The 19,654-nt window shown below is 60.6% G+C and carries 16 protein-coding genes; 5 read left to right on the forward strand and 11 right to left on the reverse strand.

The features are described from left to right. Positions 1-474 (forward strand): transposase (locus ACTQXM_RS06995; protein WP_441537430.1); only part of this gene is annotated, 474 nt, incomplete at its 5' end. A 134-nt stretch (positions 475-608) separates the two neighbouring features. On the opposite strand, the gene ACTQXM_RS07000 is transcribed toward ACTQXM_RS06995, so the two are convergent. The 7 genes from ACTQXM_RS07000 to aspS all read right to left on the reverse strand — a co-directional run bounded on the left by ACTQXM_RS07000 (position 609) and on the right by aspS (position 8,648). Next, a complete protein-coding gene (locus tag ACTQXM_RS07000) occupies positions 609-2,558 on the reverse strand; it encodes an FAD-dependent oxidoreductase (protein ID WP_441537429.1) in 1,950 nt (649 codons plus the stop codon). Between the two features lie 102 nt (positions 2,559-2,660). Next, positions 2,661-2,861 carry a hypothetical protein gene (locus ACTQXM_RS07005; protein ID WP_195443947.1) on the reverse strand — a complete coding sequence of 67 codons (201 nt, stop codon included), beginning with the start codon at positions 2,859-2,861 and terminating at the stop codon, positions 2,661-2,663. A 204-nt stretch (positions 2,862-3,065) separates the two neighbouring features. Beyond that, a complete protein-coding gene (gene feoB, locus ACTQXM_RS07010; protein ID WP_441537428.1) occupies positions 3,066-5,393 on the reverse strand; it encodes a ferrous iron transporter B in 2,328 nt (775 codons plus the stop codon). A 123-nt stretch (positions 5,394-5,516) separates the two neighbouring features. Beyond that, entirely contained in the window at positions 5,517-5,738 is a 222-nt protein-coding gene (locus ACTQXM_RS07015) for a FeoA family protein (protein ID WP_441537427.1), read from the reverse strand. 39 nt (positions 5,739-5,777) lie between these two features. Further along, positions 5,778-6,020 carry a FeoA family protein gene (locus ACTQXM_RS07020; RefSeq protein ID WP_441537426.1) on the reverse strand — a complete coding sequence of 81 codons (243 nt, stop codon included), beginning with the start codon at positions 6,018-6,020 and terminating at the stop codon, positions 5,778-5,780. A gap of 234 nt (positions 6,021-6,254) precedes the next feature. Further along, a complete protein-coding gene (locus ACTQXM_RS07025) occupies positions 6,255-6,503 on the reverse strand; it encodes an HPr family phosphocarrier protein (RefSeq protein WP_427719814.1) in 249 nt (82 codons plus the stop codon). Positions 6,504-6,860: 357 nt separating this feature from the next. Continuing rightward, a complete protein-coding gene (gene aspS / locus ACTQXM_RS07030; RefSeq protein ID WP_441537425.1) occupies positions 6,861-8,648 on the reverse strand; it encodes an aspartate--tRNA ligase in 1,788 nt (595 codons plus the stop codon). Positions 8,649-8,905: 257 nt separating this feature from the next. Between aspS and serB the strand changes: the two genes are divergently transcribed. From serB to ACTQXM_RS07050, 4 genes are all read left to right on the forward strand, one after another. Continuing rightward, positions 8,906-9,541 (forward strand): phosphoserine phosphatase SerB, encoded by a 636-nt coding sequence (serB, locus tag ACTQXM_RS07035; protein ID WP_441537424.1) that lies wholly within the window; start codon positions 8,906-8,908, stop codon positions 9,539-9,541. Between the two features lie 117 nt (positions 9,542-9,658). Further along, positions 9,659-10,441: a nickel pincer cofactor biosynthesis protein LarB gene (larB, locus tag ACTQXM_RS07040; RefSeq protein ID WP_441537423.1), complete on the forward strand. Its 783-nt coding sequence runs from the start codon at positions 9,659-9,661 to the stop codon at positions 10,439-10,441. A 10-nt stretch (positions 10,442-10,451) separates the two neighbouring features. After that, positions 10,452-11,381, forward strand: coding sequence for a LarC family nickel insertion protein (locus ACTQXM_RS07045; protein WP_441537422.1), 930 nt, complete (start codon positions 10,452-10,454; stop codon positions 11,379-11,381). Between the two features lie 2 nt (positions 11,382-11,383). Beyond that, positions 11,384-11,923, forward strand: coding sequence for a TetR/AcrR family transcriptional regulator (locus tag ACTQXM_RS07050; protein ID WP_304211247.1), 540 nt, complete (start codon positions 11,384-11,386; stop codon positions 11,921-11,923). A 304-nt stretch (positions 11,924-12,227) separates the two neighbouring features. Here ACTQXM_RS07050 and larD read toward each other — a convergent pair whose 3' ends face one another. The 4 genes from larD to hisS form a co-directional block, all read right to left on the reverse strand. Continuing rightward, positions 12,228-12,959 carry a D/L-lactic acid transporter LarD gene (larD, locus tag ACTQXM_RS07055; RefSeq protein WP_441017382.1) on the reverse strand — a complete coding sequence of 244 codons (732 nt, stop codon included), beginning with the start codon at positions 12,957-12,959 and terminating at the stop codon, positions 12,228-12,230. A gap of 49 nt (positions 12,960-13,008) precedes the next feature. After that, positions 13,009-14,286: a nickel-dependent lactate racemase gene (gene larA, locus ACTQXM_RS07060; RefSeq protein ID WP_427748316.1), complete on the reverse strand. Its 1,278-nt coding sequence runs from the start codon at positions 14,284-14,286 to the stop codon at positions 13,009-13,011. 751 nt (positions 14,287-15,037) lie between these two features. Further along, on the reverse strand, positions 15,038-17,851 hold the full coding sequence (locus ACTQXM_RS07065) for a phosphoenolpyruvate carboxylase (RefSeq protein WP_370450652.1): 2,814 nt from the start codon (positions 17,849-17,851) through the stop codon (positions 15,038-15,040). Between the two features lie 257 nt (positions 17,852-18,108). Beyond that, positions 18,109-19,422 carry a histidine--tRNA ligase gene (gene hisS, locus ACTQXM_RS07070; protein WP_154517690.1) on the reverse strand — a complete coding sequence of 438 codons (1,314 nt, stop codon included), beginning with the start codon at positions 19,420-19,422 and terminating at the stop codon, positions 18,109-18,111. Between the last annotated feature and the right edge of the window lie 232 nt (positions 19,423-19,654).

Genomic DNA, 19,654 nt, shown 5'->3' on the forward strand with positions numbered 1-19,654 from the left:
GATGCGTCGGTCGTCGCCGCCGAGGACCGGGCGGTGAAACTGCTCGCGCGCAGGATATCCGAGAACTCGGCGGAGATCTCCGCCCTGCTCGAGGGCGACGATACCTACCGAAGCCTCCTGACGGTGCCGGGCATCGGGCCCAAAACCGCTTCCGAGCTTGCGATCTCCATCGACATCGAAGACTTCCCCAGTCACGACAGGCTCGCGTCGTACTGCGGCTTGGCGCCGCGCAACCGCCAGTCGGGAACCTCGATCTCCTCGGTGACGGCATCGCGCCAAGGCAACAAGAGGCTGAAGAACCTGCTCATATTCTCATGCAACTGCCTTACCCGGACAGAGGGGAGATGGGGCGACTACTACACCAGGTGCCGAGGGCGGGGCATGTCGCACGGCAAGGCGCTCAAGGCGCTGGCGCGAAAGAGACTGAAGGTCATCTACGCGGTCATGCGAGACAGGGTGCCTTACGCAGCCTAGCCGAAACGCACCGAGCAGACTGAAGCCCACCGGCCTAATGGCTTGGCGTCAGCATGCCGCGATCCGGTCGCACGGAGAGCATTTCCCAGTTGACAAAACTATAGGAACACCCCCCTCATGCGCCAGGGGATTGATTAGAGCTCGCAGGCAATCTTGTAGCCGTCGCCGATGGCGTCGCGGATGTTGCCGCACTTGTTGGCATCGCCCAACACGTGGGTGGCAACGCCGGCAGCAGCAAGGTCGTCGGCCAACTTGGTATTGGGACGATAGCCCATGGCAAGCACCAGCGTATCGGCATCGGCGATGGTGTGGACCTCGCCGTCCTTCTCGTAGCTGATAGTGTCCTCGGTAATCTCGGTCACCTTGGCCTCGGTCAGCACGTGAACGCCCTTTGAGAGCATGCGCGTGATGAGCACCGCGCGACCGGCACCACCCTCGTTGGCGGCGAGCGTCTTGGTCATCTCGATGACGGTGACGTCGCGGTTGGCCGGCGACAGGTCGTTGACCAACGGGGCCAGGTAATCGGCCGTCTCGCAGCCAACGGTGCCGCCACCCACGATGACGATCTTCTTGCCCGGGAAAGCCTTGCCGCCCAACAGGTCGTCAGCCGTCATAACCTGCTTAAAGCCCTGCATGAAGGCCGGGGCGATAGGCTCGGCGCCATAGGCCAGGACGACCTCGTAGCCGGCGTAGTCACGCTGAATGTCCTCGGCAGTAAGCTCGGTGCCAAAGACGCACTTTACGCCGGCCTCGGCCAGGCGACGGTACTGATACTTGATCACGCGGGTGAGTTCCTGCTTTGCCGGCGGAACGGCTGCGATGCGCATCTCGCCGCCCGGCTCGTCCTGCTTATCCACGAGCACCACGTTATGACCGCGTTTGGCGGCAATGTAGGCTGCCTCCATGCCCGCGGGACCGGCGCCCACAACCAGTACGTTCTTGGCCTCGGCGGCGGGCTCGTAGCCAGCCTCGTCGCGCTCCACGTCCGGGTTGACGGTGCAGGAGATGCGCTTGCCAAACATAATGCCGTTCAGGCAACGCAGGCAACCGATGCAGGGACGGATGTCGTCGGCGTTGCCAGCGGCTGCCTTGTTGCAGAACTCGGCATCGCACAGATTGGCGCGGCCCATCATACAGATGTCGGCCGCGCCGTCCTCAATCAGCTCCTCGGCGATCCAGGCCTCGTTAATGCGTCCGACGGTGGCGACGGGAATGTTGACGTGCTTTTTAATCTCGCGCGAGCAGGCGGCGTGCGAGGCCTGCTGGGTACCGGCGGCGGGAATCGCAGAGCCGCGCTTGATGGTGGTGCCGCCCGACACGTGAATCATGTCGACGCCGGCCTTTTCCAGGCGACGCGAGACGTAGATCATGTCGTTGAGGGTCAGGCCGCCATCGGTGTACTCATCGCCCGAGATGCGGACGTCGATGATAAAGTCCTTGCCGCAGCGCTCGCGAATCTCGGCGATGACCTCGAGCAAGAAGCGCATACGGGCGTCGAGCGAGCCGCCGTACTCGTCGGTACGCTTGTTGTAGAGCGGAGTCAAAAAGCCGCCGAGCATGCCGTGGGCGTGTGCCGCATGGACCTCGACGCCATCGACACCGGCCCTCTGCATACGTACGGCAGCGTCGCCAAACTGATGCGTGAGCTCGTGAATCTCATCGACCGTGATAGGACGCGGTGCCTCGCGGGCATAGGACGGGCCCACAAAGGACGGAGCGATCAGGCGCGGCGTGCCCGGAATGTTAAAGGCCATGTAGGCGGGGTGGAAGAGCTGCGGCATGATCTTGCAGCCATACTCGTGGACGGCCGCGGCGAGCTTTTCCCAGCCGGGGATAAACGTGTCGTCGTAGCAGCACATGTCACCCGGCAGATAGGTATAGGTGGGCTCAACCGTCACGACCTCGGTAATGATGAGGCCCACGCCGCCCTTGGCACGGGCACGGTAATGATCGACCAAGTCGTCGGTCACATAGCCGTGATCGGCTAGGTTGGTAGATACCGGCGGCATAAAGACGCGGTTCTTGACCTCGGTCGTACCGACCTTGATCGGGCTAAAGAGCATCGGGTAGGCACAGGACTCCATACAGGGTTCCTTTCGTTTGAGCCGCTCGGCGGCAGTTGCTAACACACCTATCGTATCAGCAGCTGCCGTATCTGCAGTCATACATGCCCAAGCGCCGGTCGGCTAATGAATACCGCGACCCAAGTCTTCGGCGATTTTGTCTACGCCCTTAAGTGCAGCGCACGTCTTTTTGTTGGAGCAATGCCCCGTGCAAACGCCACCCTGAGCGCAGTCGGCGCAGGTGCCCTTGCGGTAGATGCGCACGCACACGGCGACAAACGCAACGCCGATAACAGCCAGTACAACAATATCGATAGGTGCCATAGCAAGCCTCCTTTAGTTAACCATCACTTACTTTACCCCATTCTCCACCTACCAAAAAGGGACAGGTTTATTTTGGTCGGTTTTATCTGCGGAAACGCCACATCTTACTTCTGGAGCAAAGCAATCTGTCCCCCATTACGCCAAAAAGCCCGAGTGTCGCTGGGACACCCGGGCTCGTGGAAAGGGGCTAATCCTTATTCGGACTTAAGCGGAAACTGCGGCGGAAGCAGTGCTGGTCTCGTCCTCGTCGGTCCACGCATGCGCAGGGATAGGACGGAAGATCTGGAAGAGCATCGCAACGAGCAGCACGATGGCCACAATCGTCCAGATACCAAACTGCCCCAGAACAAGCAGGTTGTAGAACTGGTTGATGAACAGGCCGATCACCCAAGCGAAGGCGCACTCGTAACCGATGGCAATCGCGGTCCACTTGTCGGAGTCCATCTGGTTGCGGATAGTACCCATGGCGGCAAAACACGGAGCGCACAGCAGGTTGAACGCGCCAAAGGCAACGCAAGCGCCCATGGTGGGGAACATACCGGCAAACGCAGTCCACAGGCTCGGGTCGGTCTCGGCGGCGTCAGCCACGGACAGCAGCGAGCCGGCGGTGGCGACGACGTTCTCCTTAGCCACAAGGCCCGAGACGGTCAGCGCAGTTGCCTGCCAGGTGCTAAAGCCGAGCGGAGCGAAGATCCAAGCGACCAGGTTACCGAGCATGGCAAGCACGGAGTAGTCCATGAACTCCTCGGAGATGCCGTCCATTGCAGGCAGGAAGCCAAAGGAACCGTTGTAGCTTCCAAAGTTGGAGAGGAACCAAACCACGACGGTGGATGCGAAGATGACCGTGCCGGCCTTCTTGATAAAGGCCCAGCAGCGCTCCCACACGTGCAGTGCCCAAGAGCGGATCGCCGGGAAGTGGTAGGCAGGAAGCTCCATAACGAACGGCGTCGGGCGACCGGCGAAGAGCTTGGTCTTCTTGAGCATAAGGCCCGAGGCGATGACGGCGAAGACGCCCAGGAAGTAGAAGAGCGGGCTGATCCACGCGGCGGTGGTGGAAGAATCGCCGATGATGGAACCCATGAGCAGGGCGATGATCGGCAGCTTGGCGCCACAGGGAATAAACGTGGTGGTCATGACCGTCATGCGGCGGTCCTTCTCGTTCTCGATGGTCTTGGTGGCCATGACGCCGGGGACGCCGCAGCCCGAGGACACGAGCATGGGGATAAAGGACTTACCGGACAGGCCAAAGCGGCGGAACACGCGGTCCATGATAAAGGCGACGCGGGCCATATAGCCGCAGTCCTCCAGGAAGGACAGCATGACGAACAGCAGGAACATCTGCGGGACGAAGCCGAAGATAGCGCCCAAACCGCCGACGATGCCGTCGCAGACCAGCGAATCGACCAGGCCACCGTCTTCGGTGCCACCCGCCACAAGGGCATCGTGCACCACGGTGGTGATACCCGGGACATAGGGGCCGTACTGCGCTGGGTCAACCGAGTCGGCATCGTTGCCCGCAGCCTCGACGGCTGCATCGTAGGCGTCGCGGCCCTGACCGAGCACATACCAACCGTCGGTACCGAAGAGCTGGTCGTTGGTGAAGTCGGTCACCGTGCCACCTAAGGTGGAAACGGCGATGTAGTACACGCAGAACATGATGACCACAAAGATCGGCAGGCCCAGGATACGGTTGGTAACCACACGGTCGATCTTCTCGGAGGTGCTCATCTTGGCCGGAGCCTTGGTGAGGCACTCGTCGATGATGTGCGCGATGACGCCATAGCGCTCACCGGTAATGATGGACTCGGCGTCGTCATCGCAGTCCTGCTCGCACTGGGCGACCAGCTCTTCCACGCGAGCGGCCTTCTCCTTGGTGAGGTTGATGAGCTTGCAGGCGTCCGCATCACGCTCAAACAGCTTGACGGCATAATAGCGACGCTTGTTAGCGGGAACGCTCGCCGGCAGGTTGTTTTCGATGTGGTCCAGAACGTCCTCGATGGAGGAATCGAACTTGTGCTCCGGCACCTGGCCCTTGGAAGCAGCGGACTTCTTAACCTGCTCGAACAGTTCCTTAATACCCTTGTTCTTAAGGGCCGAAATCATCATGACCGGACAGCCGAGCTTCTTGGAGAGCTTGTCCGTGTCGATCTTGTCGCCGTTCTTCTCGACCAAGTCGGCCATGTTAAGGGCAACGACCACGGGTAGGCCGGTCTCGATAACCTGAAGCGCCAGGTACAGGTTGCGCTCGAGGTTGGTGGCGTCGACCACCTGAACGACGACATCGGGCTCGCCGCTCATGAGGTAATCGCGTGAGCATTGCTCCTCGGGGCTGTAGGGGGAAAGCGAGTAGATGCCGGGGAGGTCCGTGATGGTAACGTTCTTGTCGCTTAGGAGCTTGGCCTCCTTTTTCTCAACCGTGACGCCGGGCCAGTTGCCAACGTAGCCGTTGGCGCCGGTGATTAGGTTGAAAAGCGTGGTCTTGCCGCAGTTGGGGTTACCCGCCAGCGCGACATGGATCTGAGAATCCGCCATTCAATCCTTCTTCCTTGTGAGCCCGCGCTGCTTTCTCCGCGCGGGCTGGATAATGTGCTTCAAAGTTGCTGCATTAAGTTAGAAATATCTAACTTAATCTGCAGAAATAAACGTCGTGGGCCCTTACTGGACCTCGACGACGGCCGCCTCCTCCTTGCGGATGGAAAGCTCGTAGCCGCGCACGTTGATCTCGACCGGATCACCGAGCGGTGCAACCTTCACGACCTTGAACGAAGTGCCCTTGATGAGCCCCAGATCCATAAGGTGGCGGCGAAGCGCACCCTCACCGTGAAGATTGACGATGGTAGAGCTCTCGCCCACCTTAACGTCACCCAACGTCTTCATCCTCTTGTCCCCCTTTCGGTTTTTATGAAATGCTGCGGATTAACCGACGGTCATGATGTGCATGGCAACCTTGGAATCGATGCCAAAGCGTGCTCCCAGCACCGTGACGATGATATTGGCGCCACTCGAGCTCACCACGTGGATCTCGCTGCCCTCGACAAAGCCGAGGTCCTTGAGGTGGTGCTTCATGTCCTCATTGCCCTTTACACGAGACACGTGCACGGTTTCGCCCGCCTTTACCATCGAAAGCGGCATGGCCGGCATCTGCGGTCCGCAAGACATGAGTGAGCTCCTAACATCGGTTCGTCCTCAACATCGACGCGGTAAAAGTTAACCACGTCTATGTTCGAAATAGTAAACTAACACGCGGTTAACTTTTTGGAAAGGATCTCTATTCAGTTTTCGAAAAAGTTTCCCATATTAAACAAAGGCACCGCAAAGACGGTCTCTTTGCGGTGCCTTGTCATACCAATGTATGCAACAGAGGGGACTCTCCCCTTTTTCACATTGTTCCGCTTAGAGCGAGAGGTTTCTGATCGACGTGACGCACGAGGCCTCATCCACGCCCGAAACGCGAAAGACGACGCTCTCGCCACACTCACCATAGAGGGCCATGAGTCCCATGATATCGCGGCCATCCGTGTGGCGATCGCCGATGCTGACCGACACGTCACTACGATGCTTGGCGATAATGTCATAGAGAAGCGCAACCGGGCGGGCATGTAGTCCCAACGGATCTTTAATCGTCTTTGTAAACTCGACCATGTCCCCTCCCGCAGCATCGCACATTTGGCCGGCCAAACCCAGCCACGTGGTAGTTATTGTAGCGTTAGATGCTTGTCGAGAGCGGGACGGAAACCACATCCCACTTCGAGTGTCAACGATGGGACACAGTTTCCGCCAGAAGGCTCAACCGGAAACTGTGCCCCATTATTTTGCCGAATTCTGGGCCGCGCTTTCCCAGAGGACCCCCTTTGGGAAAGCGCGGCCCATTCTGGACGCAGATTCCGGGACGCACTTTCCGCGACGTCCGGTCACCCTATGCCCTCGCAACGCCCGCGCATAAAAAACGAGGGAAGGCACGCGTCCTTCCCTCGTTAGAGACAATATGTAGCCGCTCGCCTACATCAAGCGCAGGCTGACGTCCTTGAGCTGGGCGCCGGAAACGGCACTCGGGGCGCCCGACATAAGGTCGGAGCCGCTGGCCGTCTTGGGGAACGCCATGACGTCGCGGATAGAATCGGAGCCGGTAAGCAGCATGCACACGCGGTCCAGACCCAGGGCAAAACCGCCCATCGGGGGCGCACCAAACTTGAGCGCCTCCATGAGGAAGCCAAACTGCGACTCGGCGCGCTCCTCGGTAAAGCCCAGGAGCTTGAGCATGGACATCTGCATCTCGGCGTTATGGATGCGCATGCCACCGCCGCCGGCCTCAAAACCGTCCATGACAAAGTCGTAGGTGCAGGAACCGGCAGCCAACGGGTCGGCCTCGATCTTGGCGATGTCGGTCTCGGTCGGCAGAGTGAACGGCTGGTGCTCGGCTGCATAGGCCTTGCGGTCCTCATCCCAGTGGAACAGCGGGAAGTTGACGACCCACAGGAAGTCGTGCCCCTCGCGTTTGATCTCGAGTGCGTTGGCCATGTGAGAGCGCATGCCGCCCAGGATCTCGTCAGAGAGCAGGCGCGGGCCGGCGGCGAACATCACGAGGTCGCCAGGCTCGACGTTCATGCGCTCGCGCAGAGCCACCATCTCCTCGTCCGAGAAGAACTTGACGATGGGGCTGTTGATGGAGCCGTCCTCGCGGAAAGCGATCCAGGCCAGACCCTTGGCGCCAAACGTGGAGGCCACGCCGGCGAGCTTATCGATCTTGGCACGTGCCCAGGCACCGGCGCCCTTGGCGTTGATGGCCTTGACGACAGAGCCCTCCTCGTTTGCGGCAGTCGCAAAGACCTTGAACTTGGAGTTGGCAAAGATGTCGGTCAGATCGACCAGATGCATGCCATAGCGGGTATCGGGCTTGTCGGAGCCATAGGTGTCCATGACCTCCCAGTAGTCCATGCGACGCAGCGGCGTGGGCATCTCGACACCCATGCGACCGAAGGCGTCGGCCAAGACCTCTTCGAGTGCGCTCATGACGTCGTTCTGGTCCACGAAGGACATCTCGATATCGACCTGGGTGAACTCGGGCTGACGGTCGGCACGCAAGTCCTCGTCGCGGAAGCACTTGGCAACCTGGTAGTAGCGCTCGACGCCACCGACCATGAGCAGCTGCTTTAGGAGCTGCGGGGACTGCGGCAGGGCGTAGAAGTTGCCCGGCTGGATACGGCTGGGAACGATGAAGTCGCGGGCGCCCTCGGGCGTAGACTTGAACAGGGAGGGCGTCTCGACCTCCATGAACTCACGGTTGTGAAGCGCCTCGCGAATGGCAAAGGTGAAGTCGGAGCGCAGCTTGAGGTTGGCCATCATCTCGGGACGACGGAGATCCAGATAGCGATAGCGCAGACGGGTGTCCTCGCTGGTCTCGATGCCGTCCTCGATCTGGAACGGCGGGGTGACGGAGGTGTTGAGCACCTCGGCGTGGTCGGTCAGGACCTCGATCTCGCCGGTCGCGAGCTTGGCGTTGGTGGTTTCCTCGCCACGGGCGCGCACGACGCCGTGAATCTTGATGGGCCACTCGGGACGCATGGTCTCGGCGATCTTAAAGGCATCGCCGTCGGAGTGCTCGGGGTCGAAGGTAAGCTGCGTGATGCCCTCGCGGTCGCGAAGGTCGCAGAAAATAAGGCCGCCGTGGTCGCGGCGACGGCTCACCCAACCGGTGAGGGTGACCTCTTCGCCCACGTTCTCGCGGCGAAGCTCGCCGCAGGTACGGGTGTGCATGGAATGCTCGTCGATGGGACGGGTCTGGCTCATACCAGTGATCCTCCTTTATGGATCTGTGCCGCCCCGTGTCGTTCCGGGCGGCGTCGTACAGATTTGCCCAGCCTGCGTAAACCGCGCAGCCGGACATGGCGTTCTATCTTATCGCACCCGCGCCGATGTACCGCGAAAAAGTGGCTCCCGCTCAAAGACTTGACGGAGACGAAACAATTGGCGCGGCCTGGCCGTCGCCAAGGCGCGCCGCGTGCGACAATGTGCCTACAATACAACCGCACTCGGAAAGGCCCACCATGACTGCACACCTCATCGTTATGGATATCGATTCCACGCTCATCAACCAGGAGGTCATCGACCTGTTGGGCGAGGAGGCAGGCGTGGGCGGGCAAGTTGCGCGGATCACCGAACGCGCCATGCGCGGCGAGCTCGACTTTAAGCAGGCGCTCGAGGAGCGCGTGGGGCTGCTTGCCGGCCTGGACGAGAGCGTTTTCGAGCGCACCTTTGAGCGCGTGACGTTTACCCCCGGCGCACTGGAGCTTGTGCGATCGGCGCACAGCAAGGGCTGGAAGGTCGGCGTGGTAAGCGGCGGCTTCCACGAGGTCGCCGACAAGATCGTAGCTGCCGCGGGCATCGATTTTTGCCTGGCCAACCGCCTGGAGGTCGTAGACGGCAAGCTCACGGGCAAGCTGGCGGCAGACATTGTGACCAAGGAATCCAAGCTTATCCAGCTGCTGGATTGGGCGGTTGAGTGCGGTGTCGATATGGCCCATACCGTGGCGATCGGCGACGGCGCCAACGACATCCCCATGATTCAGGCCGCGGGCACGGGCATCGCATTTTGCGCCAAGCCCAAGACGCGCGAAGCCGCCCCGTTTGCCATCGACGAGCGCAACCTGATGCTCGCCATGGACATCATCCTGCGTGACTAGCCGATCCATCTAACAACAGAATCAAATCCCCTATATCTAGTTTCCGAACAATTTTGTCTTAGTGTTCGGAAACATACCCTTTGAGTGCTAGACTTTGCGCCGTCGAAGGGAAGATATATGGATAAGCGAGATCTTGAGCAGTTACTGAGCGATGTTGCCGACGGAGCAGTCACCCCAGCAGTCGCCCTTACGCGCATCCAAACGGCGCCAACCGCCGATCTGGGTTTTGCGCAGCTCGATCTTTCGCGCGGGGTGCGCCAGGGGGCCGGTGAGGTTGTCTACGGCGCCGGCAAAACCGCCGAGCAGATTGCCGCCATTATCAAAGCGCTGCGCGATGCCGGTCAGGAGCGCATCCTAGTCACGCGCTTGGACGCCGAGAAGGCAACCCGTACCTCGGAGCTTCTCGACAACGGGATCGACCTGGGATATGTCCCGAACGCCCAGCTCGCCCTCGTAGGCGGCAAGCCCTCCCCTACCGGTAACGGACGCATCGTTGTCGCCTGCGCCGGCACGAGCGACTTGCCCGTCGCCGAAGAAGCCGCGTTGACGGCCGAGTTCTACGGCAACGAGGTCGACCGCCTCTACGACGTAGGTGTCGCCGGCCTGCACCGTCTGCTCGCGCATGCCGAGGAACTTGCCCAGGCACAGGTGGTCATCGCCATCGCCGGCATGGAGGGCGCGCTGGCGAGCGTTATCGGCGGCCTGGTGAGCTGTCCGGTCATTGCCGTTCCCACCAGCGTGGGCTACGGCGCGAGCTTTGGTGGCGTAGCCGCGCTGCTCGCCATGCTCAACTCCTGCGCCAGCGGCGTTTCGGTCGTCAATATCGACAATGGCTTTGGTGCCGCCTACCAGGCAAGTCTTATCAATCATCTGTGCGCCGGAACACCCTGCGCCCGTTAAGGAGCATTCCATGTCCAACCATCAGCATACGCTTATCATCGACGGCACCTCGGGCATCAGCGGCGATATGACCGTCGCGGCCCTGCTCGACCTGGGCGCCAGCGAGGAGCACCTGCGCGAACAGCTCGCCACGCTGCCGGTCGACGGCTTTACGATCGCCGTCACGCGTGCAAACAAGCATGGCATCGACGCCTGCGACTTTGACGTTCAGCTGGCAGAGGAGCTCGAGAACCACGACCACGACATGGCCTGGCTCTTTGGCAACGAAGCAGCTGCCGAGCACACGCACGAGCATGAGCACCACCATCATGACCATGGCGGACATGAACACGAACACTGCCACGAGCATACGCACGAGCATGACCATGAGGCTCACGGCCATGGCCACGAGGACCATCGCCACGCCCACCACCATCACCACCGTTCTTTGGCGGACGTCACCGCCATCATCGACGGCTCACAGCTAAGCGATGGTGCCAAGCGTCGCGCGCTCGCCATCTTTACCGCGCTCGCCGCCGCCGAGGCCAAAGCTCACGGCAAAACGCCCGACACCGTCCTGTTCCACGAGGTGGGCGCCATCGACTCCATCGTCGACGTCTGCTCGGTCGCCATCTGCCTCGACGACCTGGGCATTGAGGATGTTGTGGTCGAGTCGCTCTCCGAGGGCCACGGCACCATCCGCTGCGCCCACGGCCTCATGCCCATTCCCGTCCCCGCTGTCGTCAACCTGTGCCAGGCAGGCAATATCGCCCTCACGCCTGCACCGGTCGCCGGCGAGCTCGTGACGCCAACGGGTGCCGCCATCGTCACCGCGCTGCGCACGTCCGACCAACTGCCCTCACGCTACCACATCGAAGCCGTCGGCTACGGCGCCGGCAAACGCCCCTACGAGGGTTGCTCCGGCACGCTCCGCTGTCTGCTCGTTCACGCGGACGCATAGCCATGGATGCCCGCAAGGCAAAAAGCCGCGCTGCCATCGTTGCGGCGTTCTCCGAGCTCCTGCGCGAAGAGGACTACGGCAAGATTGCCGTCGGCGACATCATCGCTCGCGCCCATGTGGGTCGGGCAACGTTCTACGGCCTCTTCAAGAGCAAAGATGACCTGCTCGCTGAGTTCGTGTGCGATATCTGCACCCATGCCCTCGACGATGACGGTACACCCCTCAATGACCCGCTCGTACAGGTCGAACATATCCTCAACAACCTCTGGGATCGTCGTCAGGGCGTACGCGCCCTCGTAGCCGGCGCCGGCTCGCGCGTCTTCGCCGACTGCCTCCGCAAGACCATCATGTCGCGCGCAGCCGAAACCGTCCCTGTCGACCCCGCAGGCCCCGCCAGCACCATGGATCGCAACTTCCTCCTCCACCACATAGCCTCAAGCTTCGTAGCCACCGTCCAATGGTGGGCCTGGCACAACTTCCAAGCCGACAAGGCCGACGTAGCCAAAGACTACCTCTCAGCCATAAAACCCCTCTTCACCTAAGTAAGAGGCTCATCCCAGAGCATTGCCCCAACCCAAGGCGCCCGCGCATCCCAACGTGTCACTCGCACTTCAACGCCCCCCCCAACAGCGACAAGCCCCTCCCATCCAAATTCAGAAATATGTTGGGTTGCTTGTACGAACGCAACAAAGACCCCTCAGCTGTCCGCATGGGGTGACTTCCCAGCGCATTCCACAGGACGAAAGAACCCCCGCCGCACGAAGTGCGCAGCGGGGGTTCTTTCATGTCCGAGGACGCGCTGGGAAGTCACCCCATGCGGACAGCGGACAACTATGTGACCTTGGACTAGAACATGCCCAAGAAACCGTGCACAAACAGCGCGGCCAGAGCGGCACCGATAAACGGAGCGATGCCAGGAACGAGCAGGCCGTACTTCCAGTTGTTGTCAGCCTTGTTCTTAATCGGCAGCACCTGATAGGCCATGCGAGGACCAAGGTCGCGTGCCTGGTTCATGGCGAAGCCGGTGATGCCACCCATGCCCATGCCAACGGCCCAAACGATCAGGCCGACGCAGATAGCGAGCATCAGAACGTTCTCGCCGGCGCGGCTAGCGGCAGCAAGGATGGCGCTGATGAACACAAAGGTGCAGATAGCCTCACAGAAGAAGTTGCGGGCATAGTTCGTGCCCTCGGTGGTGGGGTTGGTCGAGAAGATGTTGCGCTGGGCAATGGGGTCGACGACGCCCTCGGAAGCCTTGAACTCATCGGTATACATAAACCAAGCGATTACGGCGCCCACAAAGCCGCCGAGCATATCGGCAATCATGAAGGGGATGCAGCTGCTCCACGGCACCAGACCGACGATGCACTGGGCAAGCACCATAGCCGGGTTCATGCACACGGCGCCGCCAAAGACAAACAGGCAGACCGAGATGCCAAAAGACCAGGTGGTGATGGCAAACATGTGGCCGGAGCCCTGATACTTGGTGCCCTTAAGCACGGTATCGCAGTGTACGCCCACGCCAAAGATGATCATGAGGGCCGTTGCGCCGAATTCGCAGAGAAGTTTGGTAAGCATAAAACCTTATCTTTCTTGTCGGTTACAAACGATTCGTTTAGGCCGCGCGCTAGTGCTGAGCGACGACAACGCCCAGGCCATCGGGAATGACGGCTACCTTGGCATCGGCACCCTTCATTTCAAAGGCGAGCTTGAGCGCCTCCTCGAGGGTGTTGACCGGCGTCATATGCATATCCTTGAGCATCTGGTGATCGCACAGGTCGGTGACCATGATCACAGGGTGATGCGCCAGGATGCGGGCAAAGATCTGGCTCGTCCACTGGTCGGGCAGGGTCTCGTCCTTAGGACGGTCGATGCAGGCGCGCTCAAACTCTGCCGGATCGTTGTCAGCGATGTTGTGATAGAAGCCCTCGCCACCGTGACCATCGGCGCAACCGGCGACATCGATGATCACGCCGCCCTCGGGAAGTGTGGCCTCGGCAGCGCACATGCCCTTCACGGCCTGATAGACGTTCTGATCGAGCGGATAGCCACCGTTGGTGGTGATGGCAATCTCGCACTCGACGGGCTCAACGCCGGCAAGACTCTTCACGAACTCGCAGCCGGCCTCGTGCGCCTTGTGAATGTCGCCGGCAAAGGAGCCGATGACCTCGTGCTTGCCGTTGAGCACCACGTTGAGCACAAAGGCAAGGTGAGCCATCTCGGCAGCGGCAAACATGTCCTCGCTCACGTGGTTGTGGCACAGGTTGCCGGCGCGCGAATGGGAATCGTTCACAAACTGGCCGTTGTGGTTGTACATGATGGTCTTGTAGCTGGCGATGCCGGGCAGCACGGACTTGCGGCTGCCAGAAAAACCGGCAAAGAAGTGCGGCTCAATAAAGCCCTCGGCAAGCAGTAGATCGCAATCGGCGGCAATCTTGTTGATGATGCACTCGCCACCAGAAGGCAGGGTGCCAATCTTTTCCATCATGCTGTCGTCGGTCGCGACGTGCATGACAATTTCCTCGTTGGCAACGATCTCCTCGCCATACTTGTTGACGAGTTCCTCGTGCGTCGATGGACGATGCATACCCGTAGCAACCAGAATGCGAACGCGCGCCTCAGGCGCAGCGGAGTGGATGTGATGCAGCAGAATAGGCATCGTCACACGCGAGGGAACGGGGCGCGTATGGTCGGAGCTAATGATAACGATATCCTTCTTGCCAGCGCAAAGCTCCTCGAGCGAAGGCGATCCATAAGGGTTGGCAAGCGACTCCTCTACCAGCTCTTCCTGCGATTTTGCAGTCTTAAACTCGTTTTGGTGACCTTCCATCACACCCGCGAAGTTCTTATCCTCGAGCTCCAGATGCAATGTCTTGTGGTCAAACGGCAGTTCACATTCAAACAATGACGAGCGCCCTCTTCCTTTCAACTGACACACTAGATAAACCGTTGGAAGGATACGCCGCTCACCGAAAAACGCCACCGTCCACCGAGTCGTTAACACAACGTTCATATTTGACCCACAATAAAACGGCCGCGATCCCAAGAGGGACCGCGGCCTCCTGTCAAAGAAGCTATGGGCAGGGTGGATTACGCAGCGCCGAGGCAAACATCAATCCTGTGGCATGCGCGTGTAAGCTATCTTGCATAAATAGGTCAATATACTGCATAGAATGACGCATTGGGTTTCGAACCGCAACATGGTAGCCCCCTCCGGAGCGTGCATTTTTGCGAGTATTCAGCATCGCAAGATAAGATTTTCGTGTCAAAAGTCTTTCAAAAGGTAGATCGTCCTCATGACTCGTCCCATCTGGATAACATGCGGCGAGAAACCAGCCATATATGAGCATCGCCAAGGCCCAATTGTCTTGCAAAATCATCAACAAAGGCAGCGAGGGCCGGCTATGGCCTTATGCATCGATCTTTGGCTGCTGAAAACTCCGTTTTTTGCACGTCGCCCCAGGCACCACCCTCACCCAGCGGCCTTCCGCCGAAGCTGGACATCGCAGGGCCCGCCATCAGTTTACTTTTAGGCACACTCCGCAGGACGCAAGAAGCCCTCGCCGCACGAAGTGCGCAGCGAGGGCTTCTTGCATGTCCGAGGACGTGCCTAAAAGTAAACTGATGGAGGGCCCGGACGACTGCAGGGCTATCGATTACCCCGTGTTCTGCAGACCTGCCGAGACGCCGGTCACAGTCGAAAGAATCAGGCTCATGTACTCGGCCTTCTTCTCCTCGGCCATCTCGTCCTGGTTCATACGCACCTCGCGGAGGGCGCGGACCTGGGCGATGGACAGGGCGTCGACGTAGGGGTTACGCACGCGAACGGCACAGCCGAGCACGCGACGACGCTGCAGCGGCCACTCGTCACCGACGATGGCAAGGACCCACTTACGGGTGAGCTGCATCTCGGTAAAGACCTTCTTGGACAGATCATCGCGGTCGCCCAGATGCAGATACATCTTGGCAATGCGCTGATCGGTCTTAGCAATCGACATCTCGATGTTATCGATAAAGGTGCGGAAGAACGGCCACTCCTGGTAGGCAGCCTTGAGCTGGTCAAGATCGCCCAGCTGCTCGCAGGCGGTGCCCAGGCCGTACCAAGCGGCCAGGTTAATGCGTGCCTGGCTCCAGCTGAAAATCCACGGAATGGTACGCAGGTCGTCGAGCGACTTGGCACCCAAGCCGCGCTTGGCGGGACGCGAGCCAATCGGCAGCAGACCGACCTCGGTCAGCGGCGTCACAGTCGAGAACCACGGTGCAAAGTCCTCGGTGTTCAGCAGGTCCAGATAGCGCTCGTGGCTTGCGGCGTTGAGTTTCTCGGCCATATCCCAGAACTTCTGCGTGGTCTCGGTGTTGGTCTTCTCGACGCTCGGGGCCGACTGCAAAAGCGTTGCGGCGGCAACGGACTCAACATGGCGCTGAGCCAGCGTGCGGTTGCCGTAACGGGCAAAGATGACCTCACCCTGCTCGGTGAGCTTAAAGAAGCAGTTGACCGAACCCTTGGGCTGCGCCAGTACGGCTTTGTTGGCCGGGCCGCCACCACGGCCCACGGCGCCGCCGCGACCGTGCATGAGCACCAGGTCGATATCGTTCTTCTCGGCCCACTTGGCGATGCGCTCCTGCGCGGAGTGCAGCGCAAGCATGGCCGTGGTAGGACCGGCATCCTTGGAGGAGTCGGAGTAACCCAGCATAACCTCCATGCGGCGGTTGGTCTGGGCAAGACGCTTCTGCACCACGGGCAGCGTAAGCATCTGGTCGAGCACGTCAACACAGCCCTCGAGGTCCTCGAGCTGCTCGAACAGCGGGATCACGTCGAGCTCGGGAACGTCCTCCTCGTGTGCGAAGGACAGGTGGGCCAGCTCAAAGACGTCGGCCACATGCTGGGCACTCTTGGTAAACGAGATGATGTAGCGGTGTGCCATCTTCTTACCGTAGCGCTTTTGGATGGAGCCGATAGCGCGGAAGGTGTCGATGACCTCGCGCGTCATGGGCTGCAGGTCGCCATGGATACCGTTTTCGTGGATATCCTTAAGGGCGCGGGCATGCACCACGGAGTGCTGACGGAACTCCATCTCGACCATATGGAAGCCGAAGGACTCGACCTGCCAGATGATGGTCTGCACCGGGCCGTAGGCGGCGCGGACGGCACCGCAGGCAGCCAGCGAACGCTGGACGACGCGCAAGTCATCCAGGAACTCGTCGGCGCTGTGATACATGGTGTCGGTGATACGGCGTACGGTGGCGTTCAGACGGTCGGCCATGACGAGCATGACGGCGCGATGCGGCTCGTGCTCGGAGATAAGCTCGGCGCGGGCCGTGTAATGCGCACTCATCTCGACCTGATGATTCCACAGGTTGATGAGCTCGGCAGACGGCTTGCTGTAGGTGGCCTCGAGCGTGAGGTTGCGGCCGATGCGGCGGCACTTGTCCTCGAGCTTGAGCACCATGTGGGTGAAGTACTTGGCGGCGACCTCACGGCTCACCTTGGCGGTAACGTTGGGGTTACCGTCGCGGTCGGAACCGATCCAGCTGCCGGGATGGAAGAACGCCGGGCACAGCGGCGGCACGGTACCGGCCTTGTCACCCAGCACCCAGTCGTCAAAGCGACGATAGATGACGGGGATGACGTCGAACAGCGTGTTATCGAAGATGTCGATGATGGTATCGGCTTCCTCGACCGGCGTGGGCTTCTTGAGCGCGATGGGGCTCGTACGCACCAGGGCGTCGATCTCCTGCAGCATATGGCGCTCGTTCTCCACCAGGTCGGAGCCGCCCAGACGCGGACGCTCCTCCAGCAGGTTAGAGATACGGCGAATCTTGCCCTCGACGGCCTTGCGACGGGCCTCGGTGGGATGCGCGGTAAAGACGGGATGGAACTCAAGCTTGCCGAGCAGCTCGTTGGCGCCCTCGACACCCATCTCATCCACCAGCTGGTGATAGGCGACGGTGAGTTCGTTGGCGGGATCGACCTCGGTATCGGTCGATGCGCCGGCCTCACGCTCGCGCAGCTGCTTCACACGGTAGTTCTCCTCCGACAGGTTTGCCAGATGGAAGAAGCTCGTAAAGGCGCGGACGATAACCTGCTGCTTATCGAGCGGTAGGCTGTCGATCAAATCGACGACCTCGCGAAACGCCACAGCAGTGGGCTCGTCGGCGGTGGGCACGCCCTGCTCGTCGACGGCCTCGTCGGCGGCACGGCTACCGGGGTTGCCGGCATTGGCCACGATCTCGGCCGACAGAATCTTGTCGAACAGGTCCGCGATCTCGGGATCATACTCGCTAAGCACACGGCGCTCCAGGCGCAGGAACAGCGCAAGGTTGTCGCGCAGCTCCTCGGGAATCTCAATCTCGGCGAGACGCTCCCTGGACTCGGCATTCGAGCCGATTCGGTTAACGAGGCGGTTGACCACGGCAGCGACGCGCGCCGCGGCTTCGGGTACAGACTGGTTGCTTAGGTTCTCAGCCACGTTTCCTCCCATTCCTCCTTCTATGCACGTAACATGCGGTATTCATTATAGGCACTTGAGAAATACTTTCGACACTGATTGCGCTTTACCACACAAAAGTATTTTCTGCATTGCAAGGCTTTTTGCCCCAAATGGTCGTATTTCTCGGTGGACGGCATATGCAAACGGGGACATTCCGCATAAAAGCGAAACACCCCCGTAACAATCGTTCGCCGCGAGCGGGACGCGTTAGCGGACCCGCAGCTCAAAATGATGCCCTACAGGCGCTCGCGAACCGCCTCGACCACGTTGGACAAATCGACCAGTACCTCGTCATGGCTCTGCATGTCGCGCACCTTGACCTTGCCGGCGGCAAGCTCGTCGCCGCCCAAAACCAAAATGAGCTTGGCGCCCACCTTGTCGGCCTGCTTAAACTGAGCCTTGAGCGAACGACCCTGATAGTCTGCCTCGGTCACGATGCCTGCGGCGCGAAGCTTCTGCGTAATGGCAAAAACGTTCTGACGCAGTTCCTTGCCGGCGTTGGCAACGTAGACACACGGAGCCTCATCGGCACCCAGGTCGCTGCCAAAGGCCTGCAGGGCCAGCAGGGCGCGCTCAAAACCGACGGCGAAGCCGACACCGGCCGTGGGCTTGCCGCCCTCGAGCTCGACCAGGCCGTCGTAGCGGCCGCCGCCACCGATGGAGCCGACGCCGGCGCCGGGGGCCTCGACCTCAAAGACGGTACGGGTGTAGTAGTCCAGGCCGCGCACCAGGGTGGGATCCTCGACATACTCGATGCCGGCGGCATCCAGATAGCGCTTGACCTGCTCGTAGTGCTCGCGGCACTCGTCGCACAGGTTGTCACCCATCAGCGGGGCCTCGGCCATGATCTCGCGGCAATGGTCGTTCTTGCAGTCGAAGGCGCGCAGCGGGTTGAGCTCGGCGCGCTCGCGGCACTCATCGCACATCTCGTCGGCGTGATCGAGAATGAACTGCTTGACCTGCTCGCGATAGGCCGGACGGCACTGGGCATCACCCATCGAGTTAATGAGCAGACGGAGCTTGGAAAGATCGAAGCCCAGACGCTTGTAGAACTCCATGAGCATAATGATGCACTCGGCGTCCGCAGCCGGATCGGGAGCACCGAGCCACTCGATGCCCACCTGATGGAACTGACGCAGGCGGCCCTTCTGGGGGCGCTCGCCGCGGAACATGGCCTCGGCATAGTAGGCCTTAAACGGCGTGGAGCCCTGGGGCACCAGGTTGTTCTCCACGACGGCGCGCACCACGCCGGCAGTGCCCTCGGGACGAAGCGCCAAGCGCTGTTTGGGCTTGAGCTTGGCATCGGTGCCCTCGGTAAAGACACGTTCCAGGTTGGCGCCGCTAAACACGCGGAACATCTCCTTGCGCACGACATCGGTCGACTGGCCGATGCCGTGGACAAACACGTCCACCTGCTCGATCGCGGGCGTCTCGATGGGCTTAAAGCCAAACGGCTCGAACACGCCGGCAGCAATCCGCTGCATCTTTTGCCAGGCGCGCATCTCGGCGCCGATAAGGTCGCGGGTTCCCTCCGCCTTCTGTGCCTGCATGGGCAAACACCTTTCTTTTAGTATCGCGTCATAGGTAGTGGTCATTATACGGCACAAAAACAAAACGCGGCGACGCGTCTGACCGAACGAGGGTATGGGGGCTCGTTCGGCCAGACGTGCCGCCGCTGCAGCCGATCCGCTTTCCTCCGCCCCCCTTCGAATCACACGATCTGTTGGGGACAGAGGAAAACGGATCATTTTGTATGCCCGTGGCCGCCTTGGAAACCGAATG

The sequence above is a fragment of the Collinsella sp. LCP19S3_D3 genome, from assembly GCF_052121455.1.
Taxonomy (GTDB): Bacteria; Actinomycetota; Coriobacteriia; order Coriobacteriales; family Coriobacteriaceae; genus Collinsella.